This is a genomic window from Streptomyces sp. NPDC003379 (genome assembly GCF_053589195.1).
The window spans coordinates 50,501-72,944 of record NZ_JBSFRK010000012.1 but is presented as its reverse complement, the minus strand read 5'-3'; the positions used below and the strand labels follow the sequence as shown (position 1 = coordinate 72,944).

Annotated in this window: 20 protein-coding genes; 12 read left to right on the top strand and 8 right to left on the bottom strand. The window is 71.4% G+C overall.

Annotated features, from left to right (window positions below; genetic code table 11):
• Positions 1 to 58 precede the first annotated feature (58 nt).
• Complete coding sequence (locus tag ACWDVB_RS13715) at positions 59 to 994, top strand: NADP-dependent oxidoreductase (protein ID WP_451516777.1); 936 nt, start codon at positions 59 to 61, stop codon at positions 992 to 994.
• A gap of 55 nt (positions 995 to 1,049) precedes the next feature.
• Here the strand turns inward: ACWDVB_RS13715 and ACWDVB_RS13710 are convergent, their stop codons facing one another.
• The 5 genes from ACWDVB_RS13710 to ACWDVB_RS13690 are packed head-to-tail and all read right to left on the bottom strand — an operon-like array spanning position 1,050 to position 3,845.
• Positions 1,050 to 1,367: a DUF202 domain-containing protein gene (locus ACWDVB_RS13710; protein ID WP_451516778.1), complete on the bottom strand. Its 318-nt coding sequence runs from the start codon at positions 1,365 to 1,367 to the stop codon at positions 1,050 to 1,052.
• Entirely contained in the window at positions 1,364 to 1,756 is a 393-nt protein-coding gene (locus ACWDVB_RS13705) for a YidH family protein (RefSeq protein WP_451516779.1), read from the bottom strand. The genes ACWDVB_RS13710 and ACWDVB_RS13705 overlap by 4 nt, the downstream gene beginning before the upstream one ends.
• A 23-nt stretch (positions 1,757 to 1,779) precedes the next feature.
• Entirely contained in the window at positions 1,780 to 2,316 is a 537-nt protein-coding gene (locus ACWDVB_RS13700; protein WP_451516780.1) for an NUDIX hydrolase, read from the bottom strand.
• A gap of 24 nt (positions 2,317 to 2,340) precedes the next feature.
• Positions 2,341 to 3,111 carry a glucose 1-dehydrogenase gene (locus tag ACWDVB_RS13695; RefSeq protein WP_451516781.1) on the bottom strand — a complete coding sequence of 257 codons (771 nt, stop codon included), beginning with the start codon at positions 3,109 to 3,111 and terminating at the stop codon, positions 2,341 to 2,343.
• Positions 3,108 to 3,845 carry a TetR family transcriptional regulator gene (locus tag ACWDVB_RS13690; RefSeq protein WP_451516782.1) on the bottom strand — a complete coding sequence of 246 codons (738 nt, stop codon included), beginning with the start codon at positions 3,843 to 3,845 and terminating at the stop codon, positions 3,108 to 3,110. Before ACWDVB_RS13690 ends, ACWDVB_RS13695 begins: the two co-directional genes overlap by 4 nt.
• 151 nt (positions 3,846 to 3,996) lie before the next feature.
• Between ACWDVB_RS13690 and ACWDVB_RS13685 the strand changes: the two genes are divergently transcribed.
• The 3 genes from ACWDVB_RS13685 to ACWDVB_RS13675 all read left to right on the top strand — a co-directional run bounded on the left by ACWDVB_RS13685 (position 3,997) and on the right by ACWDVB_RS13675 (position 8,381).
• A complete protein-coding gene (locus ACWDVB_RS13685) occupies positions 3,997 to 5,652 on the top strand; it encodes an FAD-binding dehydrogenase (protein WP_451516783.1) in 1,656 nt (551 codons plus the stop codon).
• Between the two features lie 168 nt (positions 5,653 to 5,820).
• A complete protein-coding gene (locus tag ACWDVB_RS13680) occupies positions 5,821 to 6,783 on the top strand; it encodes a hypothetical protein (RefSeq protein ID WP_451516784.1) in 963 nt (320 codons plus the stop codon).
• A gap of 32 nt (positions 6,784 to 6,815) precedes the next feature.
• Positions 6,816 to 8,381 carry an APC family permease gene (locus ACWDVB_RS13675; RefSeq protein ID WP_451516785.1) on the top strand — a complete coding sequence of 522 codons (1,566 nt, stop codon included), beginning with the start codon at positions 6,816 to 6,818 and terminating at the stop codon, positions 8,379 to 8,381.
• Between the two features lie 148 nt (positions 8,382 to 8,529).
• Here ACWDVB_RS13675 and ACWDVB_RS13670 read toward each other — a convergent pair whose 3' ends face one another.
• Positions 8,530 to 9,927 carry a GntT/GntP/DsdX family permease gene (locus ACWDVB_RS13670; protein WP_451516786.1) on the bottom strand — a complete coding sequence of 466 codons (1,398 nt, stop codon included), beginning with the start codon at positions 9,925 to 9,927 and terminating at the stop codon, positions 8,530 to 8,532.
• 109 nt (positions 9,928 to 10,036) lie between these two features.
• Positions 10,037 to 10,543 carry a gluconokinase gene (locus ACWDVB_RS13665; protein WP_451516787.1) on the bottom strand — a complete coding sequence of 169 codons (507 nt, stop codon included), beginning with the start codon at positions 10,541 to 10,543 and terminating at the stop codon, positions 10,037 to 10,039.
• Positions 10,544 to 10,706: 163 nt separating this feature from the next.
• Here ACWDVB_RS13665 and ACWDVB_RS13660 point away from each other — a divergent pair, with 163 nt between their 5' ends.
• From ACWDVB_RS13660 to ACWDVB_RS13645, 4 genes are all read left to right on the top strand, one after another.
• Positions 10,707 to 11,408 (top strand): FadR/GntR family transcriptional regulator, encoded by a 702-nt coding sequence (locus ACWDVB_RS13660; RefSeq protein WP_451516788.1) that lies wholly within the window; start codon positions 10,707 to 10,709, stop codon positions 11,406 to 11,408.
• A gap of 36 nt (positions 11,409 to 11,444) precedes the next feature.
• Positions 11,445 to 11,858 carry a YchJ family protein gene (locus tag ACWDVB_RS13655; protein WP_451516789.1) on the top strand — a complete coding sequence of 138 codons (414 nt, stop codon included), beginning with the start codon at positions 11,445 to 11,447 and terminating at the stop codon, positions 11,856 to 11,858.
• Positions 11,859 to 12,229: 371 nt separating this feature from the next.
• Positions 12,230 to 15,127: a peroxidase family protein gene (locus ACWDVB_RS13650; RefSeq protein ID WP_451516790.1), complete on the top strand. Its 2,898-nt coding sequence runs from the start codon at positions 12,230 to 12,232 to the stop codon at positions 15,125 to 15,127.
• On the top strand, positions 15,114 to 16,484 hold the full coding sequence (locus tag ACWDVB_RS13645) for a hypothetical protein (RefSeq protein WP_451516791.1): 1,371 nt from the start codon (positions 15,114 to 15,116) through the stop codon (positions 16,482 to 16,484). The genes ACWDVB_RS13650 and ACWDVB_RS13645 overlap by 14 nt, the downstream gene beginning before the upstream one ends.
• Positions 16,485 to 16,566: 82 nt before the next feature.
• Here ACWDVB_RS13645 and ACWDVB_RS13640 read toward each other — a convergent pair whose 3' ends face one another.
• On the bottom strand, positions 16,567 to 18,117 hold the full coding sequence (locus tag ACWDVB_RS13640) for an acetolactate synthase large subunit (protein WP_451516792.1): 1,551 nt from the start codon (positions 18,115 to 18,117) through the stop codon (positions 16,567 to 16,569).
• A gap of 241 nt (positions 18,118 to 18,358) precedes the next feature.
• Between ACWDVB_RS13640 and ACWDVB_RS13635 the strand changes: the two genes are divergently transcribed.
• The 4 genes from ACWDVB_RS13635 to kdpB are packed head-to-tail and all read left to right on the top strand — an operon-like array spanning position 18,359 to position 22,444.
• The gene (locus tag ACWDVB_RS13635) at positions 18,359 to 18,532 is read left to right on the top strand and encodes a hypothetical protein (protein ID WP_451516793.1); all 174 of its coding nucleotides are present in this window, start codon (positions 18,359 to 18,361) and stop codon (positions 18,530 to 18,532) included.
• Positions 18,529 to 18,618, top strand: a complete 90-nt coding sequence (kdpF, locus tag ACWDVB_RS13630; protein ID WP_037896654.1) for a K(+)-transporting ATPase subunit F — start codon at positions 18,529 to 18,531, stop codon at positions 18,616 to 18,618. The genes ACWDVB_RS13635 and kdpF overlap by 4 nt, the downstream gene beginning before the upstream one ends.
• Positions 18,619 to 18,626: 8 nt before the next feature.
• Positions 18,627 to 20,291: a potassium-transporting ATPase subunit KdpA gene (gene kdpA, locus ACWDVB_RS13625; protein ID WP_451516794.1), complete on the top strand. Its 1,665-nt coding sequence runs from the start codon at positions 18,627 to 18,629 to the stop codon at positions 20,289 to 20,291.
• Complete coding sequence (gene kdpB / locus ACWDVB_RS13620) at positions 20,288 to 22,444, top strand: potassium-transporting ATPase subunit KdpB (RefSeq protein WP_451516795.1); 2,157 nt, start codon at positions 20,288 to 20,290, stop codon at positions 22,442 to 22,444. The genes kdpA and kdpB overlap by 4 nt, the downstream gene beginning before the upstream one ends.

Sequence of the window (22,444 nt, the reverse complement as noted above, 5' to 3'; positions counted from 1 at the left end):
CTTTGATCCCGTTATGCAAGTCTTGTCGATGTTTCCCTGTCCTCCGGGAAGGCGACCCATGAAGGCGATCAGCTACCACCGCTACGGCGGACCCGAAGTCCTTGAGTACGGCGAGGTGCGCGACCCCAAGGTCGGCCCCGACTCCGTCCTGGTGAAGGTGCGGGCCGCCGCCGTGAACCCCGTCGACTGGAAGTGCCGCGAGGGCCACCTCGACGGGGCCCTCGACGCGGTCTTCCCCGTGATCCCGGGCTGGGACGTCGCCGGAGTGGTGGTCCAGCCGGGCGCCTCCGTCCCGGAGTTCGCCGTCGGCGACGAGGTCATCGGGTACGTACGCGAGGACTTCCTCTCGCGCGGCACCTTCGCCGAATACGTCGCCGCCCCCGTGCGCACCCTCGCCCGCAAGCCGCGCAACCTCTCCTTCGAGGAGGCCGCGGGCCTGCCGCTCGCCGGGCTCACCGCCTACCAGGTGATCGAGGAGGCGCTTGAGGTCAAGGAGGGCGACACCGTCCTCGTGCACGCGGCGGCCGGCGGCGTCGGCTCCATCGCGGTGCAGCTCGCCCGGCACGCGGGCGCCCGCGTCATCGGCACCGCCAGCGAGCGCAACCACGACTACCTGCGCGAGCTGGGCGCGGAGCCGGTGACGTACGGGGAGGGACTCGTCGAGCGGGTCCGCGGCCTGGCTCCCGAGGGCGTCGACGCGGCGTTCGACACCGTCGGCGGTGACACTCTCAGGGCGTCCGTCGAGCTCCTCGCGGAGGGCGGACGGCTGGCGTCCATCGCGGACGGCGGGGTGATCGGCCTGGGCGGCCGCTACTGCTTCGTACGTCCCGACGCGGCCGATCTGGGTCGGCTGACCGAGCTGGTGGAGCAGGGCGTGGTGACGGTGCACGTCGACGAGACGTTCCCGCTGGAGCGGGCCGCCGAGGCGCACCGGCTGAGCCAGGAGGGCCGCACCCGGGGCAAGGTCGTCGTCAGGGTGGACTGGGGGGACTGACCGCTCGACCGGGGCAGGGGGTTGATCGCTCGACCGGGCAGGGCGGACTGATCGCTCAGACCACCATCGCCGCGGCGCACACGGCGAGCGCGAGCGTGCACAGGGCCGCCGCCCACGCGCCCCGCACCCCGAGCGTCCGGGGCCTGCGGGCGGTCAGCGCGACCATCCTGCGGTGCGCGACCGCCAGGAAACCGAGCCAGAGCAGCAGACACAGGGCGCAGACCAGGACGCCGGACGCGGTGAGCCCCTGATGCAGCACCGCGCGCCCGGCGAGGACCGCCGCGACCGTGCAGGACAACGTCGTACGCCGCCACGCGAGCCGCGTCCGCTCCGGCTGGAGCCCGGGATCACGGACCTGTTCGGGCTCCGTCATCCCTCCCACCCGAAGAGCACGACCACCACCATGGCGAGCGCGACCACCGCGACCACCAGGCTCAGCACCGTCGGAAAGCGGCCGACGGGCAGATCCTCGCCGCGCCGCATGGCCTGCTCGCAGCGCACCCAGTGGTTGACCGCCCGCAGCGAGCACAGGACGCCCGCGGCGAGCAGCGCAAGTGCGAGCCCGATCCGCCAGCCCCAGCGCAGGTCCGGCAGGAACTGGTCCACGGCGAAGCCGCCGCCGATCAGCGCGAGCGCGGTGCGCAGCCAGGCCAGGAAGGTGCGTTCATTGGCGAGCGAGAAGCGGTAGTCGGGGGTGTCGCCCTCCTCGCGGATGCGCTCGGGCGCGAACCACAGCCTCAGGCTCTGTACGAAATTGCTCACGGCCGCACCCTAAGCCGTGGTGATCAGCTCGCGCGGAAGGCCCTCAGACGGTGGTAGGCATCGAGCCCGTCCGGCACCCACTCCCACACGCCGAGCTTGCGCTCCAGCTCGTCGTCGGTGAGGAAGGAGTGCCAGGCGACCTCTTCGGCCTGCGGATTCACCGGCAGCTCGCAGCGCACTTCGTAGAGGTACGACCACCAGGAGTGCCCGGCGCCGTCGTCGTAGAGGAACTTGAAGAGCGGTGTGGGGCGCGGGAGCCCCCGTACACCCAGCTCTTCCTCCGCCTCGCGCAGCGCCGCGTCGTCGTACGACTCGTCCGCCCCGACCACACCGCCCACGAACATGTCGTACAGGGAAGGAAAGACCAGCTTGACCGGGGTGCGGCGGTGCACGAAGACGCGGCCCTCGGCGTCGCGCGCCTGGATGAACACACAGCGGTGGCGCAGGCCGCGCGCGTACACCTCACCGCGCGGGGCCGCGCCGACGACCTCGTCGTTCTCGTCGACGACGGTCAGGATCTCTTCGCGGGGGTCGGCTCGTCCGACGGCGGCATCAGTCATGCCGCCCATCCAACCCCATGGTGATCACTGGCCCATGACGTACTTCACGGTGGGCCCCGCCGTCCAGCCGCCGTCGACGGCGAGCTCCGCGCCCGTCACGTACGACGCGGCGTCCGAGAGCAGGAAGACCATGGCGGCCGCGATCTCGTGCGGCTCGCCGACCCGGCCCATCGGGGTGTTGGGGTACCCGCCCTCGCCCCTCTCGATGCCGACCTCGGCGGTCATGGGGGTGTACGTCATGCCGGGGTGGACGGAGTTGACGCGGATGCGGGCGGTGCCCAGCTCCACCGCGCCGATCTTCGTGAGGCCGCGCACGCCCCACTTGGAGGCGCCGTACCCGGCGGTGAGCGCGAGGCCCATCAGGCCCGCCGCCGAGGAGATGTTGACGATCGAGCCGCCGCCGGCCTCCTTCATGGCGGGGACCACGGTCTTCATGCCGATGAAGACGCCGGTGAGGTTGATGTCGACGACCTTGCGGAAGTGCTCGACGGACTCCGACTCCAGGAACTGGCCGGCCGATATCCCGGCGTTGTTCACCAGGCCGTGGATGCCGCCGAACTCGGCGACCGCCAGCTCGGCGACGCGCCGCCAGTCCTCCTCGGACGTCACGTCGTGGTGCGCGAAGCGGGCGCGCTCGCCCAGCCCGGCGGCGGTGGCTGCGCCCTCCTCGTCGAGCACGTCGGTCAGGACGACGTTCGCCCCGGCGGCGACCGCCTGGCGGGCGGCCTCGGCACCGAGGCCGCGGGCGGCGCCGGTGATGACGATGGTCCTGCCGGTGAGGTCGTGCTCGGTCATGTCGTCTCTCCAGGGGCGGGAGCAAGGGCAAGAGGGGGAAGCGGGGCCCGCAGCAGCGCCGCGGTGGTCTCGACGAGGTCGGCGAGGAAGAGGTCCTCGCCGGTCAGGGGGGTGGTACCGGCCAGGTATTGGCGGGCGCGGTCGCCCATCGCGGCGCCGATCATCGTCAGGGCGAGGTCGAGCCGTTCCAGACGGACCGGCTCCGGCAGACCGGCGGCGAGGCGGTCCTCCAGCCTCCCGATCAGCTCCCAGTAGACGGTGCCGTCGATGGTCGGGTGCGGGGAACGGCCGCGCACACCGCTCTCGTGGCTCAGCTGCGCGGAGATCCGCAGGCAGCGGCGGCCGCGTTCGGTGCGCAGCTCGGTGGCCTCGGCGGTGACCAGGGCGGTGAGCAGCGCGCGCAGGTCCGCCGCGGTGTCCGCGGCGCGCTTCAGCCCGGCGCGCTCCAGTTCGGCACGCTTCAGTTCGGCACGCTTCAGCTCGGCACGCTCCAGTTCGGCACGCTCCAGTTCGGTGGCGAGCACCCGCTCCGTGCGCTCCTGGCGCGCCGCCATCACGGCGTCGAGGAGGCCGCCGCGCGAGCCGAAGTGGTACTGCACGGCGGAGGGGTTGCTCTGCCCCGCGAGCCGGACGATGTCCCGCAGTTGGGCGCCGTCGACGCCCTGCGCGGCGAAGACCTCCTCGGCGGCGCGGAGGAGCTTCTCCCGGGTCTCGGGACCTGATGTCCTGGCCATGGGCACACTGTAATGCTGGCCATTATTAAAAGCGAGGGGCCATGCCCGTCGGGCAATCTCCCCCGCTCGGCCGGTTGACGTGCGGCACTCCGCTATCCAGGATCTGACCCACCGGTAACTTCGCGGGCCCTGTCGAGGAGGACGACCCCTTATGGCGTACGACGCAGATGTGATCGTGATCGGGGCGGGACTCGCCGGGCTCGCGGCCACCGCGGAACTCGTCGACGCGGGACGCCGGGTCATCCTCGTCGACCAGGAGCCCGAGCAGTCCATCGGCGGTCAGGCGCACTGGTCCTTCGGCGGGCTCTTCTTCGTGGACTCGCCCGAGCAGCGGCGGATGCGGATCAAGGACTCCCACGCGCTGGCCCTCCAGGACTGGATGGGGACGGCGGCCTTCGACCGTCCCGAGGACCACTGGCCGCGCGAGTGGGCCGAGGCGTACGTCGACTTCGCGGCCGGTGAGAAGCGGTCCTGGCTGCACGGGCAGGGCGTGCGGTTCTTCCCGGTCGTCGGCTGGGCCGAGCGCGGCGGCTACGACGCGCAGGGCCACGGGAACTCCGTGCCGCGCTTCCACATCACCTGGGGGACGGGCCCGGGGCTGCTCGCGCCGTTCGTGCGGCGAGTGCGCGCCGGGGTCGCGCGCGGCCTCGTCCAGCTGAGGTTCCGCCACCGCGTCACCGGGCTCTCGCGCAGCGCGGGCACCGTCGACACCGTCAGCGGCGAGGTCCTTGAGCCCTCGGACACCGAGCGGGGCAGGGCCAGCGGCCGCGAGGTCGCCGGGACCTTCGAGTTCAGGGCCCAGGCGGTGATCGTCACCTCGGGCGGCATCGGCGGCAACCACGACCTCGTACGCGCCAACTGGCCGGAGCGGCTCGGCACCCCGCCCGAGAAGATGATCTCCGGGGTGCCCGCGCACGTGGACGGCAAGATGCTCGGCATCGCCGAGGACGCCGGGGCGCACCTCATCAACCGCGACCGCATGTGGCACTACACCGAGGGCATCGAGAACTGGAACCCCATCTGGGACCGGCACGGCATCCGCATCCTGCCCGGCCCCTCATCCCTGTGGCTGGACGCCCGCGGCGACCGCCTGCCCGTGCCGCTCTTCCCCGGCTTCGACACCCTCGGCACGCTGCACCACATCATGAGCACCGGGTACGACTACACCTGGTTCGTCCTCAACCAGCGCATCATCGGCAAGGAGTTCACGCTCAGCGGCTCCGAGCAGAACCCCGATCTGACCGGCAAGTCGGTGCGCGGCGTCATCGACCGGGCGCGGTCCGAAGTGCCGGGCCCCGTCAAGGCGTTCATGGACCACGGCGTGGACTTCGTGGTGGAGAGGGAGCTCGGCGCGCTGGTGCGCGGCATGAACGCGCTCACCAAGGAGCCCCTCATCGACGAGGCCGCGCTGCGCCGTACCCTCATCGCCCGCGACCGCGAGATCGCCAACCCCTTCACCAAGGACCTCCAGGTGACCGCCATCCGGGGCGCCCGCAAGTTCCTCGGCGACCGCCTCATCAGGGCAGCGGCCCCGCACCGGGTCCTGGACCCCAAGGCGGGCCCCCTCATCGCCGTACGCCTCAACATCCTCACGCGCAAGACGCTCGGCGGCCTGGAGACCGACCTCTCCTCGCGCGTCCTGACCGAGGGCGGCGAACCGCTTCCCGGCGTGTACGCGGCCGGGGAGGCCGCCGGATTCGGCGGTGGGGGAGTGCACGGCTACCGCTCGCTCGAAGGCACCTTCCTCGGCGGCTGTCTCTTCTCGGGCCGTACGGCGGGCCGTGCGGCGGCCCGCGAGGTGAGTTGAGCAGTTCTTTGCCAAAGAGGGTTGGTCCAGGTCGCGGGCGAAGTGCGCGGATTAGGAAACGAGTTGGTGAACAACGAAGGTTAGGCTGGCCTTGACGCGGACCAGTATCTACCGCTTTGCTGTGCGTGATCATCCGTACGCGAGCCGCGCCGGGGAGGAAGTCCCGCGGTGTCACCACCCCCGCCTCCACTGGGCCGTTCCCGCAAAAGGGCCGCGGCGCACGCCTTCGACGCCGCACTCGACGACGCCGAACTCGTCGACGCCCGCACCGCGTTGGGCCAGGGCCGCTGGATCGAGGTCCGTGCGCTGCTCACCGCCACGGGCGACGACTGGGACCGCAGGGGGCACCGCTTCGACGTCCTCGGGCAGGAACCGACCACCACCGCCTGGGCCCGCGACTGGCGGCTCGTGGAACCGGAGAGCTACGACGCCGAGGTGCTGCTCGCCTTCGCCGCCGTGCACAAGGCGCTGCGCGGCAAGGAACGCTCGGACAAGGTGCGCGCCCTGTGCCGCGAGGCGGCCACCCGTGTCCCCGCGGACCCGACGCCCTGGCTCGCGCTGCTCCTGCTCGAACGCTCACTGGGCCCCGAGGAGGACGTCGTACGCCTCTTCGACGAGGTCCGCCACCGCCACCCCGAGCACCACCACGCCCACCACCTGATGGTCGCCCGGCTCGCCGAGCGGCGCCCCGGCGCGGGCCAGGACCCGCTGCATGAGGTCTACGACTTCGCCTCCTGGGCGGCCGAACAGGCACCCGCCGACTCGCCGTTGGCCGTCCTGCCCGTCGTCGCGCACGCCGAGCGCTACCGCGTCCTCGCCACCGCCGGCATGGAACCGGCCGACCCGATCGCCTCCGGGCACTGGACCGGGCGCCGCGCCCGCGGCGTCATGAAGGCCGCCTTCGACTGGTGGCTGGAGTGGGAGACGCCCGACGAGCCGGCCCACCCGCGCTGCCACATCGACCTCAACTTCCTCGCCCACGCGAAGTCCTGCGAGGGCAGGGCGGCCGAGGCCGCCGCGCTCTTCCACCGCATCGGACGGCACGCGACCCCGGCCCCCTGGTCGTACCCGGACCGGGACCCGTACAAAGCGTTCACCGCCGCGCGCGCCACCGCGCTCGGATCGGCCTGAACATCCGTACTCCCTGAAAGGACAACCGCGCCATGGCGACGGGCAGTTCGAGCACGAGCGGGACCAGATCCGTCGGCGAACAGACGGGCGACAGCAAGATCAGTACGTACAAGGGCCAGGAACGCGCGCTGCGCGCCGGCCGGCTCGGCACGGCGGGCCTGCTGCTCTCCGTGCTCGCCGCGACCGGGCCGCTGATGGTCGTCGCCGGCGTCATGCCCACCACGTACGGCGTGATGGGCATCGTCGGGCAGCCCCTGCTCTTCCTCATCCTCGGCGTCGTCCTCGCGCTCTTCAGCCTCGGGTACGCCGAGATGAGCCGGCACGTCCACAACGCCGGTGCCTTCTACGCGTACATATCCCGCGGTCTCGGCGGCACCGCGGGCGCGGGCGCCGCGCTGGTGGCGCTCGTCGCCTACAGCGCCCTCCAGGCGGGCCTGTACGGCCTGCTCGGCTTCGAGGTGTCCGGGCTGCTCCAGACGTACTTCGAGATCGAGGTCGCCTGGTGGATCCCGGCGCTGGTCACCGTCGCCGTCGTCGCCGTCCTCGCCTGGCTGAAGATCGACCTGAACGCGCGCGTGCTCGGTGTGCTGCTGCTCATCGAGGTGGCGCTCGTCGTCATCTTCGACATCGCGGCCATCGCGGACCCGGCCAAGGAGGGCCTGTCCCTGCACGCGTTCAACCCGGACACGCTCACCGGCGCGGGCGTCGCCACGTCCCTGTGCTTCTGCATCGCCGCCTTCACCGGCTTCGAGCAGGCCCCCGTGTACGCCGAGGAGACCAGCCGACCGCAGGTCGTCGTCGCCCGCGTGATGTTCTTCGCCGTCGGCTTCGTCGCCGTCTTCTTCGCGCTCAGCTCCTGGGCGCTGACGGTCGCCGCGGGCCCCTCAGGCATCGTCCCCGCCGCACAGGAACAGAGCGCCGGACTGCTCTTCAGCCTCACCGAGTCCCGGCTCGGCGGCACCTTCACCGACGTCCTGCACGTCCTGTTCGTGACCGGCATGTTCGCCGCGATCCTCAGCTTCCACAACGTGGTCGCGCGCTACGCCTTCGCGATGGGCCGCGAGAGGCTGCTGCCCGCCGCGTTCGGCCGCACCAACACCTCCACCGGCGCGCCCGGCACCGGCTCGCTGCTCCAGACCGTCGTCTCCGTCGTGGTCGTCGTGGGCTTCGCCGTCGCCGACGACGGCAAGGCGGGCGACCCGACCGCGCCCGTGCTGCACCTGTTCACCTGGGGCGGCAACATCGGGGCGCTCGGCGTGATCCTGCTGATGGCCACCGCGTCCGTCGCCGTCATCGTCTTCTTCGCCCGCAGGGGCGCCGCCCGCGCCCAGGCCTGGCGGATCGCCGCGTCCGCGCTCGCGACGGTCGGTCTGCTCGTCATCGCGGGCTACACCGTCAAGGACTTCGACGTCCTGGTGAGCGCGGGCCCGGGGTCGGCACTCAGCTGGCTGCTGCCCGGCATCATCTTCCTGGCGGCGGCCATCGGCGTCGCCTACGGCGCGATTCTGCGCTCACGGAACCCGGCGGCGCATGCGCGGATCGGCCTCGGGAACGAGGCTTTCCAGCTTGAGAAGGCGTCTTCCTCGCCGGAGGCGTGACGGAGGGGGGCTGCTCTTGGCTCGGTCGGATCACCGGCTCCGCCGAGTTCGTCCTCGATCGCCGGACGGGCTCAAACGTCCGTGGCCGCGCCGGCATCAGCAGCGCGGCCACGGGCCGGAGCCCCGAGGCGGTGTCGACCGCAGGCCGCTAGATGATGAGGGACAGCAGCAGAACCAGGCCCCCCGCGACCACGGAGATGATCGTCTCCATGACCGACCAGGTCTTGATCGTCTGACCGACGTCCAGTCCGAAATACTCCTTGACCAGCCAGAACCCCGCATCATTCACATGCGAGAAGAACAGCGACCCCGCCCCGATGGCCAACACCAGCAGCGCGGTATGCGAGGTCGACATGTCCGCCGCCAACGGTGCCACCAGGCCCGCCGCCGAGATCGTCGCGACCGTCGCCGAGCCCGTCGCGAGCCGGATGGCCACCGCGATCAGCCAGGCGAGCAGCAGCGCGGGGATCGACCAGTCCTTGGAGAAGTCCAGGATCATCTGGCCCACGCCGACATCGATGAGCGTCTGCTTGAAGCCGCCGCCCGCGCCCACGATCATCAGCACGCCCGCGATCGGGGCGAGCGACTTCTCGACGGTCGTCGACAGGCGGTCCTTGGTGAACCCGGCCGCACGGCCAAGCGTGAACATCCCGACGATCACCGCGGCGAGGAGCGCGACCAGCGGCGAGCCGATGACGTCGAAGACCCGCTGCACGGTGGTCCCGGGGTCGTCGACCACGATGTCCACCAGCGCCTTGGCCAGCATCAGTACGACGGGCAGCAGTACGGTGGCGACCGTGGCGCCGAAGCCGGGACGCCTCTGAAGGTCCTCCGAGGGGCGCTGCGGGATCATCTTCTCGGGGGCGGGGACGTCCACCCAGCGCGCCGCGACCTTCGAGAACAGCGGCCCCGCGATGATCACCGTAGGGATCGCGACGAGGACGCCGAGCGCGAGCGTGACGCCGAGGTTGGCTTTGACCGCGTCGATGGCGACGAGCGGGCCGGGGTGCGGCGGGATGAGCCCGTGCATCACGGAGAGGCCGGCGAGGGCCGGGATGCCGATCCGCATCAGCGAGTAGTTGCCGCGCTTGGCGACCATCAGGACGACCGGGATCAGCAGCACGATGCCGACCTCGAAGAAGAGCGGCAGACCGATGACGGAGGCGATGAGGACCATCGCCCACGGCATCGCGCGCCCTCCCGCCTTGGCCAGGATCGTGTCGACGATCTGGTCGGCGCCCCCGGAGTCGGCGAGCAGCTTGCCGAGGATCGCGCCGAGCGCGATGAGCACCCCCACACCCGCGACGGTCGAGCCGAGGCCGTTGGTGAAACTGGTGATGGCCTTGTCGAGCGGGGCGCCGGCGAAGGCCCCGAGCGCGAGCGACCCGACGGTCAGCGCGAGGAACGCGTGCAGCTTGAACTTGGTGATGAGCAGGACGATGACGGCGATGCCCGCGAGGACGGCGATCCCCAGCTGGGCATGGCCCGCCGAGGTGATCGCCTCGACGGGGTCCGCTGCCAGCATCTCGACGCTGAGATGGGTCACGGTGGGTTCCTTGGACGTGGGTGTGGGCGCGCCCCGTCAGGGCGCGGGGAACTGCGCGACCAGCCACATGCGGCCCGCAGGTGCGGAAAGCGGCCTTCCGGCGCAGCGCTCAGTCGAGGCTCCGCAGGGCCTCGAAGGCCCGGCCGGCGATCTCTTCGGGGGCACCCGAGACGTCGACGTCGACCCCCGCTTCGTCCGCCCCGAGGGGCTGCAACGTGGCGAACTGCGAGTCAAGCAGCGCCGTCGGCATGAAGTGACCCTTGCGCTCCCTCATCCTGTCCTCGATGAGCTTCCGGTCCCCGGTGAGGTGCACGAAGACGACGCCGGGCGCCGCGGCCCGCAGCCGGTCCCGGTAACTCCGCTTCAGCGCCGAGCCGCTGACCACCCCGCCGCGCCCCTCCCGCCCCTGCGCCCAGGCCCCGATGGAGTCCAGCCAGGGCCAACGGTCGTCGTCGGTGAGGGGGGTGCCGGACGACATCTTCCGCACGTTCTCCGGCGGATGGAAGTCGTCGCCTTCGGCGTACGGGACGCCGAGCCGGTCCGCGAGCAGGGGGCCGATCGTGGTCTTGCCGGTCCCTGCCACGCCCATGATCACCACGACGTGGGGGGTGCTCATCGCTTGCCTCGCTGTCTTCATCGACATCGGTCGGTCGGTTCGTTCACGTCACTGAAACCCATTAGGTATGACGAATTCAAGAGCCTGTGACATAAAAGTCTGACTTATTCTTCACGCGGCTCTCCTCGTACGCTTTCGTCATGACCGCACAGGCGCTTTCGTCATGACCGCACAGGCCCGAGGGCTGCACTCCCGCGTACTGGAAAGCCTCGGGCCCGCCATCACCGCGGGCGAGTACCCGCCGGGCAGCGTCCTGCGCACGGACGAGCTGTCCCAGCGCTTCGAGGTCTCCCGCTCCGTGATGCGCGAGGCGGTCCGGGTCCTGGAGTCCATGCACCTCGTCGCGTCCCGGCGCCGCGTGGGCGTGACCGTGCTGCCCACCGAGGAGTGGAACGTCTACGACCCGCAGGTCATCCGGTGGCGGCTCGCCGGCGCCGACCGGCCGCGGCAGCTGCGCTCCCTCACCGTGCTGCGCTCCGCGATCGAGCCGGTCGCGGCCGGGCTCGCCGCCCGGCACGCCACGGCCGCGCAGTGCGCCGAGCTGACCGAGTGCGCGCTCGGCATGGTCGCCCACTCGCGCGGCCACCAGCTGGAGGGCTATCTGAAGTACGACATCGCCTTCCACCGGGCCATCCTCAACTCCTGCGGCAACGAGATGTTCGCCCGGCTCGGCGACGTCGTCGCCGAGGTCCTGACCGGGCGTACCGCACACCAGGTGATGTTCGAGGACCCCGACCCGCCCGCCGTCTCCCTGCACGTCCAGGTCGCGGAGGCCGTCAGGGAGGGCGACGCCGCCCGCGCGGAGGCGCTGACGCGGGAGATCGCCCTGGGGGCGCTGGAGGAGTTGGACATCCTGGCGCCCTGACGCCGGGCGCGCAGGCGGGTCAGCGGGTCGGCGACAATGGACGCCATGTCCCGACGCGCCACGCCACGCCCCACGTCCTGCCCCTGCGGGCGCCCCGAGCCGTACGAGAAGTGCTGCGGCCGACTGCACCGGGGCGAGGCCGCGGCCACCGCGCCCGAGGAGCTGATGCGCTCCCGCTACTGCGCCTTCGCGGTGCGGGACGAGGCATATCTGCTGCGCACCTGGCATCCGGGGACCCGGCCGCCCCGCGTGGAGTTCGACCCGGCGCTGCGCTGGGTGGGCCTGGAGATCGAGGACACCACCGAGGGCACCGCGTTCCACACCACGGGCACGGTGACCTTCCGCGCCCGGTACACCGACGGGGGCCGCCCCGACGCGCTGCACGAACGCAGCCGCTTCGAGCGGCTCGACGGGGCGTGGGTGTACGTCGACGGCACGTTCATCGACTGAGGCCGGGACACCGCACAGCCGACACGCACAGCCGACGCACACGGCTGACGCGTACCCCCGTACGCGCACACCCCGTACGCACGCACCCGTCGGGACCCGGCCACCCACGCACCCGTGCGCATGGGACTGCTGGGAAGCGGAGGTTCACACGGGGTGTGTTCGGGCGGCGTGCGGCCGCCCGCCGGAGCCGCCGGGAGGCCGCCGACGGGCCCAAACGCCCTGTACCGGCCGCCTGTTCGAGCCCCCAGGGGTGCCGCGGACATAGGCGGGAACCCTCGCTGCGGCCGACCGGCACCGCCAGTAGCGTCTGCCTGCCCCCCTCCCTCACGCAGTCCCGTACGCCGTACGCCGTGCGATGGAAGAGGCTCCCGATGGCCGACACCGGACAGCACCAGCAGCCCCAGCAGTCCCAGCAGACTTACGAGCGCTACATGGGAGGAACTCCCGAAGCGGAACGCCGGATCTTCGAGCGCCTGGCCCACGAGCTGATGAGGGTCCAGGAGAAGAACCGGCGCGCGAGCCGGTCCGGCGACGTGGAACGCACCCTGCACGCCAAGCCCGCCCTCGGCGTGGAGAACGCCCGGCTGCGCTTCCACGACGACCTCCCCGACGCCCTGCGCGGCGGCTTCGCGCAGCCCGGCGCCGCGTACCCGGCGACCGTACGGCTCTCCAACGCCAGCGGCTTCCGGCAGGCCGACGGGGCACCCGACCTGCGGGGCGTCGCCGTGCGCGTGGCGGTGTCCGCCGAGGAGAGCCACGACCTGCTCGCCACCAACCACCCGGTGTCGCACGCCCGTGACGCCCGCGAGTTCGTGGCCTTCGCCAAGGCCATGGCGGGCGCCACGACCCGTCCGCGCAAGGCCGTCGGGCTGTACGTGAAACTCCCGCTCGCCGTGGGCCCGTCCACGGCCGCCCGTATGCGCCGCAACGTCCAGTCGGCCGCCCGCCGCACGGTCACCAGCCTCGCGGCCGAGACGTACTGGAGCCGCAGCGCCATCCTGTGGGCCGACGCGGGCCCCGTCCGCTATCTGCTGCGTCCCTCCGGCCGCGGCCCCACCGTCAAGTCCGACCCGGGCCGCCGCGACCCGCAGTTCCTGCGCCGCGACCTGGAGACCCGCCTCGCCCGCCAGGACATCACCTTCGACCTGTGCGTCCAGCGGTACGTCGACGAGCGGCGCACGCCCGTCGAGGACGGCTCCGTGGAGTGGGCGGAGTCCGTCGCGCCCGCGCTGCCCGTCGCCACGCTCACCGTGCCGAGCCAGGACCTCGACACCGCGGGGGCGCGCGCCGCGGGCCGGCGCGTCGAGACCATCGGCTTCAACCCGTGGTTCACCACCGACGACTTCCGCCCCCTCGGCAACCTCAACCGGGCCCGCAAGGCCACGTACGAGGCGAGCGCGGCACACCGCCACGGGCTGCGCTTCATCACCGAGGAGCCGCTGCGCAACAGGCTGCTCGGCGCCCCGGTCGACGCCGTCTTCCGGCGCCTGAACCGCTACGTCCCCTGGCACAAGCTGCCGTTGGACGCGAGCCTGCTCAACCTCGTCTTCCTCCGCAAGGCGCTGCGCCGCTTCAACCTCATCGACACCGACGTGCACGAGGCGCCGCCCACGACCATGCCGGTGCCCGCCCCGCCCGACGAGCGGCTGCGCACCGTCCGGTCCTACGACGGGTCGTACAACGACCTCTCCCGCCCCGCCATGGGCGCCGTCGGCGCGCCCTTCGGACGCAACCTCAAGCCTGTCTACCGGCCCGACCTCTTCGACGTACCGAACCCGGTGACGGTCAGCCGGCAGCTCCTGTACCGCGACACGTTCCTGCCCGCCACCTCGCTGAACGTGCTGGCCGCCGCCTGGATCCAGTTCCAGGTCCACGACTGGGTCAACCACCGGCGCCACAAGCCGGGCGGCAAGGCCGTCGAGGTGCCGCTGCCGCCCGGCGGCACCTGGCAGAACACGCCCGGCGGGCCCGCCGAGCGCGTGATGCGCTTCGCCGAGAACGAAGGCATCGAAGTGCCCGGCGAGCGGCCGCCGATCCTCTTCGCCAACACCGCCTCCCACTGGTGGGACGGCTCCGAGGTGTACGGCGAGAACGAACAGACGGCGAAGTACCTGCGCGAGCCGGACGGCGGCGCCAAACTCCGCTTGGACGACGGCCACCTGCCGCTCGGCCCGAACGGCGTACCGCTGACCGGCTTCGCCGAGAGCTGGTGGACGGGCCTCAGCGCCATGCACACCCTCTTCGCCCGCGAGCACAACGCGGTCTGCGACGCGCTGCGGCACACCTACCCGTCGATGAGCCAGGAGAGCGTTTACCACACGGCGCGCCTCGTCGTCTCCGCCCTCATCGCCAAGATCCACACCGTGGAGTGGACCCCGGCGATCCTCGCCACCGAGGCCATCGACCTCGGCCTGCACACCAACTGGGACGGCCCGCCCGACAAGTGGCTCCAGAAGCTCGGCCTGTGGCTGCTCGAATCGCACTCGCTGACGGGCATCCCCAAGACCCTGCCCGACCACCACACGGCGCCGTACTCCCTCACGGAGGACTTCGTCACCGTCTACCGCATGCACCCGCTGATCCCCGACGACTTCGAGATGCGCGAGCACCACTTCGGGCAGCGCCTGGAGACGCTCGGCTTCCGGGACATCCAGGGCGGCGCCGCCGAGGGCGCCATCCGCAAGACGGGCCTCGCCGACACGCTCTACTCCTTCGGCATCGCCCACCCCGGCGCGATCACGCTCCACAACTTCCCGCGCGCACTCCAGCAGTTCGAGCGCGACGGGGAGATCATCGACCTGTCCGTCGTCGACCTGGTCCGCACCCGAAGGCGCGGCGTGCCCCGCTACAACGACTTCCGCGAAGGCCTGCACAAGCAGCGCATACGCCGCTTCGAGGATCTCTCCGAGGACCCCGAGACCGTCGCCCGCCTCAAGGACGTCTACCGCTCGGTCGACGAGATCGACACGGTGGTCGGCCTCCTCGCCGAGAACCCGCCGCACGGCTTCGGCTTCAGCGACACGGCGTTCCGCGTCTTCATCCTGATGGCCACCCGACGGCTCCAGAGCGACCGCTTCCTGACCGTCGACTTCCGCCCCGAGATCTACACCCCGCTCGGCATCGACTGGGTCCAGAAGGGCGGCATGAACTCCGTCCTGCTGCGCCACTGCCCCGAACTCGCGGGCCTGCTGCCGCGCGGCGCGAGCGCGTTCGCGCCGTGGCGGCACGTGCAGCCGATGGGCGAAGGCGGCGGGCGTGGCGAACGGTGACGGACACGAGGGGCTGGCCGACCTGTTCGCCCGGCCCCTCCTGGAAACGGTCTGGCGCCGCCGCACCCACCGGGTGAGCCGCGGCGCCACCGTGCCGGCGGGCTCGATGACCTACCGCTCGCCGCACGAGCCGCGCCCCCTGACGGAGCTGGAGGAGGCGGTCCTGATCGCGCTGACGGGCTGCACCGGTCTGACCATGCCGGACCGCCCCTTCGACGACCCGCGCGACGGCAAACCGATCATGGCCAAGCCCAACATGACCATGGCCGGCCGCACCGCGGGCAGCCCCGACAACGCGCAGGGCACGCACTTCTTCCTGATCAACGACTCCGGGACGTACTTCCTGCGCAGACTGCCCCCGGCACCCTCCGAACCCCTCGACGCGACGAGCCTGGTGGAGCGGGCACGGCAGGCGAAGGTCCGCGTCCTCGACCACCGCCTCGACGTCGCCGACGACCTGCGCGATTTCCCCGCCTACCTGGACTCGAACCGCTTCCTGTCCAACCTTCCCGGTACGACGGTCCTGTTCCCGGTGGTGGACCTCTCCCACCAGTACATCAACGCCCTGATGTACCTGCTCACACAGCCCGACGACGCGCGCCCCACCCTGGTCGACGACCGCAACTTCCACCGTCCGGCGGGCGTCAGGAAGTGGGTCCGCAACGGCTTCCTCAACGGCGACCTGAAGCTGCCGCTCGGCGCGCTCGGCCCGCTGCGCACCCAGATCGAGGCGGACCTGCTCCTGCAGAACCTCATGCTCACCGCCGAGGCGATGGGCCTCGGCGCCTGGATCCACGCCTCCATCAATCCGCAGATCGCCCTCGGCGACCCGAAGTTCTCCCGTACCTACGGCAAGATGCTCGGCTTCACCTTCGTCACCCCGCGCTGGCGCCTGCCGGACCTGTGGCGCTGGCACGTCCCGCTCCCCAAGTACGCGGCCGTCCGCTCGCACCCCGTGGGCCTCACGTCCCCCGGGGGCGAGCCGCTGATCGAGGCAGCGTGCCCGCCCGCGCACCGCACGATGGCGGCGGCGGTCGACTCCGTGATCCGCGCCAAGTTCGGCGCCGGCGGCGTCTACGCCGACAAGGACGTCTTCACCCGCATCTACCGGGAGGACTACGGGCAGCGGTACCTGGCGGAGGCGAGCGAGTACGAGGAGCGGGTGGTCGACTGCGCGCGGGACATCTGTACGTACATCCTGCGGACGCACCGCCGCTTCCCGGCGCACACGGACGCGATCCACGTGCCGGGGGTGTGGCTCCAAGTCCACCATGTCGAGACCGAGTACTACGAGAGGTACTTCACCAACGGGCTGACGGACGCGCACCGGCGGCACGGGGCTCTGTGGGACGGCTGACGCCCCGGCCCCCGCTCCTCGATCGCCGGAGAGGCTGGATTCACGCGCTGCATGTGCTTCGTGCGCCTGCGCTTCATGTGCTTCATGCCAGCGCCGGTACGGCACAGTCGATGACGAACGGCCCCGGCTCCGCCCAGCCCCGCTTGAGCGACGCCGCGAACTCCTCGGCCGTCGTCGCCCGTTCCGCCGGGACGCCCATGCCGCGCGCCAGCGAGACGAAGTCCAGGGCGGGCCCGGACAGGTCGAGGAGCCGCCGGGCCCGGGCCCCGCCCGCCGCGCCCAGCTCCAGGCCGAGAATCGCGTACGCGCGGTTGTCGAAGACGACCGTGGTGACGTCGAGCCCTTCCCGCGCCTGCGTCCACAGCGCCTGCGGCGTGTACATCGCGGCGCCGTCCCCCACCAGCGCCAGCACGGGCCGGCCGGGACAGGCCACCGCCGCGCCCACCGAGAGCGGCAGACCCTGTCCCATCGAACCGCCGGTCAGCGTCAGCCAGTCGTGCGGCGGCGCCCCGGCCGTCGCGCCCGGCAGCCAGATGCCCGAGGTGTTGGCCTCGTCGACGACGACGGCACCCTCCGGGAGCAGCGCCCCGATCACCGCGGCGGCCGACTCGCCGGTCAGCTCACCGGAGGGCAGCGCGGGCCGGGCGGCGCCTTCCCGTAGGGGAGAGGCGCCGGGACCCACCACCTCCGCGAGCCCTTCGAGCGCCGCCGTCACATCCTCCGCGCCCGCCGCGAGCGTATGCACCGCGCACCCCTCGGGGACCAGAGCGCCGCTCGACCCTGGGCGGGCGAAGAAGGCTACCGGCGAGGCCGCCCCGGCGAGCACCAGGTGTCGTACGCCCGCCAATTGCTGCCCCGCGCCGGACGCGAGGTAGGCCAGCCGCTCCACGACGGGCCGTCCCGCGCCGCGCTCCAGACGGGCGGGGAAGGTCTCGCACAGCAGCTTCGCGCCGGTCGCCGCGGCCACGCGTCCGGCCGCCACGAGCCCGGCACCGCGCGCGGCCTCCCCGCCGAGCAGCAGGGCGACGCCGTCGCCGGACCGCAGCGCTTCGGCGGCGCCCGTCACCGCGTCCACCGAGACGAGGCCCCGCCGCGCGACGGCGGCGGGCGCGGCCACGGGCGGCGGCCCCGCCTCGGACCAGGACACGTCGGCGGGCACCACCAGCGTCGCGATGGCCCCGGGCGGCCCGGTGGCCGCGGCGACGGCCCGCGTGACGTCGTCGGCGATGTCGGTGGCGTGATATGTACGCCGCGTCCAGGCCGACACCGTGCGCGCGAGCGCCCCGATGTCGGACTCCAGGGGCGCGTCGAACCGCTTGTGGCCGAGGGCGTGGTCGCCGACGACGTTGACGAGGGGCGTCGCGGCCCGCCGCGCGTTGTGCAGATTGGGCAGGCCGCCCGCGAGACCCGGCCCCAGATGCAGCAGCGTGCACGCGGGGCGCCCGGCCATCCGCCCGTATCCGTCGGCGGCGCCCGTGGCCACGCCTTCGAAGAGGCAGAGCACGGGCCGCAGCTCCGGGACCTCGTCGAGCGCGGCCACGAAGTGCATCTCGGAGGTGCCGGGGTTGGCGAAGCACGCGCGGACACCCGCGTCCACGAGGCCGTTGATCAGGATCTGCGCTCCGTTCGGCATGGCGTTCCGCCTCTGCTCGGTGGCCGGGGCGCGCGGTGGGCGCCGGCGCCCGGGTGCGTGGGATAGGCCAGTCTTCACGGGGTGCGGGCCATGGCGGCAGCCGGGATCCGGCCAGCCGCCGGGGACCCGCCGCTGCGCCGCGCGACGACGTACGCGCTCTCCGCATAGCGCCCCCACCTCTGTAGCCGCCCCAGTTTTCCGACTTTCGTAAGAGACCCGTCAAGACGGCTGTGGACGCCGTATGGACGGCGTCAACGGCGGCCGGAAACGGCTGAAAGGGAGTTTGTCTCGGACCAAGCAATTCACCCGTCCACTTCCTCAGGAGCTCACGATGGCCGATCTGGCCTTCGTCGCCACCACGATCGCGGTCTTCGCGCTGGTGGCACTTGTCGCCAAGGGGGTGACGAAGCTGTGACCGCCGAGAACGTCGTCGGCCTGATCGTGGCCGTCGCCCTCCTGGGCTATCTCGTCCTCGCCCTCGTCTTTCCGGAGAGGTTCTGAGTACGGATATGAGCCCCGTCCTTGCCGGCGTGCTCCAGCTGCTCGCTCTCATAGCGGCACTCGCCCTGGCATACCGTCCCCTAGGCGACCACATGGCCCGCGTCTACGGCTCGACGAAGCATCTGCGCGTCGAGAAGTGGATGTACAAGGCCATCGGCGCCGACCCCGACACCGAGATGCGCTGGACCGCGTATCTGCGCGGAGTCCTCGCCTTCTCCGCGGTCGGCGTCGTCTTCCTCTACCTGCTGCAGCGGCTCCAGGGCTCGCTGCCCGGCTCGCTCGGCTTCAAGGCCATCGATCCGGACCAGGCGTTCAACACCGCGGCCTCGTTCGTGGCGAACACCAACTGGCAGTCGTACTCCGGCGAACAGGCCATGGGCCACGTCGTGCAGACCGCCGGCCTCGCCGTGCAGAACTTCGTCTCGGCGGCGGTGGGCATCGCCGTCGCGGTGGCCCTCGTACGCGGCTTCGCCCGGTCCCGCACCGGGGAGCTGGGCAACTTCTGGGCCGACCTGGTGCGCGGCGTCGTCCGCATCCTGCTGCCGATCTCCGTGATCGGCGCGCTCGTACTGGTCGCCTGCGGCGTGCTCCAGAACTTCTCCGGCATCCACGAGGTCGGACAGTTCCTGGGCGGTACCCAGCTGTGGAACGGCGGCGCGATCGCCACGCAGGAGGTCATCAAGCTGCTTGGCACCAACGGCGGCGGCTACTTCAACGCCAACTCCGCCCACCCCTTCGAGAACCCGGGCCCCTTCTCGAACCTCTTCGAGATCTTCCTGATCCTCCTCATCCCGTTCGCGCTGACCCGCACCTTCGGCAAGATGGTCGGCTCGGTCCGGCAGGGCTACGCGATCCTCGCCACGATGGCGACGATCTGGCTCGGCTTCACCGCGCTGATGATGTGGACCGAGTTCCACCACGGCGGCCCGGCGCCGGACCTGGCGGGCGGGGCGATGGAGGGCAAGGAGACCCGCTTCGGGATCGGCGGCTCGTCGATCTTCGCGGTGGCCACCACGCTCACCTCCACGGGCGCCGTGAACTCCTTCCACTCCTCCTACACCGGCTTCGGCGGCGGCATCCAGATGCTCGGCATGCAGCTCGGCGAGATCGCGCCCGGCGGTGTGGGCTCCGGCCTCTACGGCATGCTCGTCATGGCGGTCATCGCCGTGTTCATCGCGGGCCTGATGGTCGGCCGTACGCCGGAGTACCTGGGCAAGAAGATCGGCACCCGCGAGATCAAACTGGCGGCCTGCTACATCCTCATCACCCCGGCGCTCGTACTCGGCTTCACGGCCGTGTCGATGGCGCTGCCCACGCCCAAGGACTCGATGCTCAACTCCGGGGCGCACGGCTTCTCCGAGATCCTGTACGCCTTCACGTCCGGCGCCAACAACAACGGCTCCGCCTTCGGCGGCCTCAGCGCGGACACCGACTGGTTCAACACCACGATCGGCCTCGCCATGCTGCTCGGCCGCTTCCTGCCGATGGTGTTCGTCCTCGCGCTCGCCGGCTCGCTGGCCGCGCAGACTCCCGTCCCTCGGACCGCGGGCACCCTGCGCACCGAAAAACCGCTGTTCACCGGGTTGCTGGTCGGCGCAATCATGATCATCACCGGTCTCACCTACTTCCCCGCGCTCGCGCTGGGACCGCTTGCCGAGGGGCTGGCGTCATGAGCACACACACCAAGAAGCAGGAGACGGCCGCACCGGACACCGGTCCGGTCACCGCTCCCCACCAGGACGCTCCCGACCAGGACGCGCCCCAGCGGCACGGTCCCACCGGCGAGGGCAAGGTCGGCGGGGGTCTCTTCGACCCCGCCCAGTTGCTGAAGTCCCTGCCGGACGCCTTCCGCAAGCTGCACCCGCGGGTCATGGTCAAGTCACCGGTCATGTTCGTCGTCCTGATCGGCTCGGTGGTCACCACCGTGCTCGCGGCGCTGGACCCGGGGGACTGGTTCGGCTGGGCGATCACCGCCTGGCTCTGGCTGACCACGGTCTTCGCCAACCTCGCCGAGGCCGTCGCCGAGGGCCGCGGCAAGGCCCAGGCCGACACCTTGCGCAAGGCCAAAACGGACACGGTCGCCCGCCGCCTGACCGGTGCCACGGAGGAGTCGGTGCCCGGCACCGAACTGCGCGTCGGCGACCTGGTGGTCTGCGAGGCGGGCGACATCATCCCCGGCGACGGTGACGTCGTCGAGGGCGTGGCGAGCGTGGACGAGTCCGCGATCACGGGCGAGTCGGCGCCGGTCATCCGCGAGTCGGGCGGCGACCGGTCCGCCGTGACGGGCGGTACGAAGGTCCTCTCCGACCGCATCGTCATCGAGATCACGACGAAGCCCGGCGAGACGTTCATCGACCGCATGATCAACCTGGTCGAGGGCGCGGCCCGCCAGAAGACGCCGAACGAGATCGCGCTCAACATCCTCCTCGCGTCCCTCACCATCGTCTTCCTGCTCGCGGTAGTGACCTTGAAGCCGTTCGCGATCTACGCGGGAGCCGACGACCAGACCTCCCTCATCGTCCTGACGGCGCTGCTCGTCTGCCTGATCCCGACGACCATCGGCGCCCTGCTCTCCGCGATCGGCATCGCGGGCATGGACCGCCTGGTGCAGCGCAACGTCCTCGCCATGTCGGGCCGCGCCGTCGAGGCGGCGGGCGACGTCTCCACCCTCCTCCTCGACAAGACCGGCACCATCACGCTCGGCAACCGCCAGGCCGCCGAGTTCGTCCCGGTACGCGGCACCACCGAGGCGGAGCTGGCCGACGCCGCCCAGCTCTCCTCGCTGGCCGACGAGACGCCCGAGGGCCGCTCGATCGTCGTACTCGCGAAGGAGAGGTACGGCCTGCGCGAACGCCACCAGGGAGAACTGACCGGCGCCGACTGGATCCCGTTCACGGCACAGACCCGCATGTCGGGCGTGGACGTGGAGGGCCGCAAGGTCCGCAAGGGCGCGACCGGCTCGGTCATCGCCTGGGTCAAGGAGCGCGGAGGAGCCGTCGCGGCGGACGCGCAGGCCCTCAACGACCGCATCTCCCAGGCCGGCGGCACCCCGCTCCTGGTGGCCCTCGAAGACGCCGGGGGCGCCCGGGTCCTCGGCGTCATCCACCTCAAGGACGTCGTCAAGGAGGGCATGCGCGAGCGCTTCGACGAGCTGCGCCGCATGGGCATCAAGACCGTCATGATCACGGGCGACAACCCGCTGACCGCCAAGGCGATCGCGGACGAGGCGGGCGTCGACGACTTCCTCGCCGAGGCGACGCCCGAGGACAAGATGGCCCTGATCAAGCGCGAGCAGGCCGGCGGCAAGCTGGTGGCGATGACGGGCGACGGCACCAACGACGCCCCCGCGCTCGCCCAGGCCGACGTGGGCGTGGCCATGAACACCGGCACCTCGGCCGCCAAGGAGGCCGGGAACATGGTGGACCTGGACTCCAACCCCACCAAGCTCATCGAGATAGTCGAGATCGGCAAGCAACTCCTGATCACCCGGGGCGCGCTGACGACCTTCTCGATCGCCAACGACGTCGCGAAGTACTTCGCGATCATCCCCGCGATGTTCGCGGTGGCCTACCCGTCGCTGGACAAGCTCAACATCATGAACCTGACGTCCCCGGAGTCGGCGATCCTCTCCGCGGTCGTCTTCAACGCCCTGATCATCATCGCGCTCGTGCCGCTGGCCCTGAAGGGCGTGCGCTACCGGCCGATGAGCGCGGACCGGATGCTCCGCCGCAATCTCGGCGTCTACGGCCTCGGCGGGCTCGTCGCCCCGTTCATCGGCATCAAGATCATCGACGTACTCATCTCTCTCATCCCCGGCATTGGATGA

Coding starts and splice junctions, on each gene's coding strand:
- ACWDVB_RS13715 (WP_451516777.1), top strand. CDS start 59: ATGAAGGCGATCAGCTACCACCGCTACGGCGGACCCGAAGTCCTTGAG.
- ACWDVB_RS13710 (WP_451516778.1), bottom strand. CDS start 1,367: ATGACGGAGCCCGAACAGGTCCGTGATCCCGGGCTCCAGCCGGAGCGG.
- ACWDVB_RS13700 (WP_451516780.1), bottom strand. CDS start 2,316: ATGACTGATGCCGCCGTCGGACGAGCCGACCCCCGCGAAGAGATCCTG.
- ACWDVB_RS13695 (WP_451516781.1), bottom strand. CDS start 3,111: ATGACCGAGCACGACCTCACCGGCAGGACCATCGTCATCACCGGCGCC.
- ACWDVB_RS13690 (WP_451516782.1), bottom strand. CDS start 3,845: ATGGCCAGGACATCAGGTCCCGAGACCCGGGAGAAGCTCCTCCGCGCC.
- ACWDVB_RS13685 (WP_451516783.1), top strand. CDS start 3,997: ATGGCGTACGACGCAGATGTGATCGTGATCGGGGCGGGACTCGCCGGG.
- ACWDVB_RS13675 (WP_451516785.1), top strand. CDS start 6,816: ATGGCGACGGGCAGTTCGAGCACGAGCGGGACCAGATCCGTCGGCGAA.
- ACWDVB_RS13665 (WP_451516787.1), bottom strand. CDS start 10,543: ATGAGCACCCCCCACGTCGTGGTGATCATGGGCGTGGCAGGGACCGGC.
- ACWDVB_RS13660 (WP_451516788.1), top strand. CDS start 10,707: ATGACCGCACAGGCCCGAGGGCTGCACTCCCGCGTACTGGAAAGCCTC.
- ACWDVB_RS13655 (WP_451516789.1), top strand. CDS start 11,445: ATGGACGCCATGTCCCGACGCGCCACGCCACGCCCCACGTCCTGCCCC.
- ACWDVB_RS13650 (WP_451516790.1), top strand. CDS start 12,230: ATGGCCGACACCGGACAGCACCAGCAGCCCCAGCAGTCCCAGCAGACT.
- ACWDVB_RS13640 (WP_451516792.1), bottom strand. CDS start 18,117: ATGCCGAACGGAGCGCAGATCCTGATCAACGGCCTCGTGGACGCGGGT.
- ACWDVB_RS13635 (WP_451516793.1), top strand. CDS start 18,359: ATGGACGGCGTCAACGGCGGCCGGAAACGGCTGAAAGGGAGTTTGTCT.
- kdpA (WP_451516794.1), top strand. CDS start 18,627: ATGAGCCCCGTCCTTGCCGGCGTGCTCCAGCTGCTCGCTCTCATAGCG.
- kdpB (WP_451516795.1), top strand. CDS start 20,288: ATGAGCACACACACCAAGAAGCAGGAGACGGCCGCACCGGACACCGGT.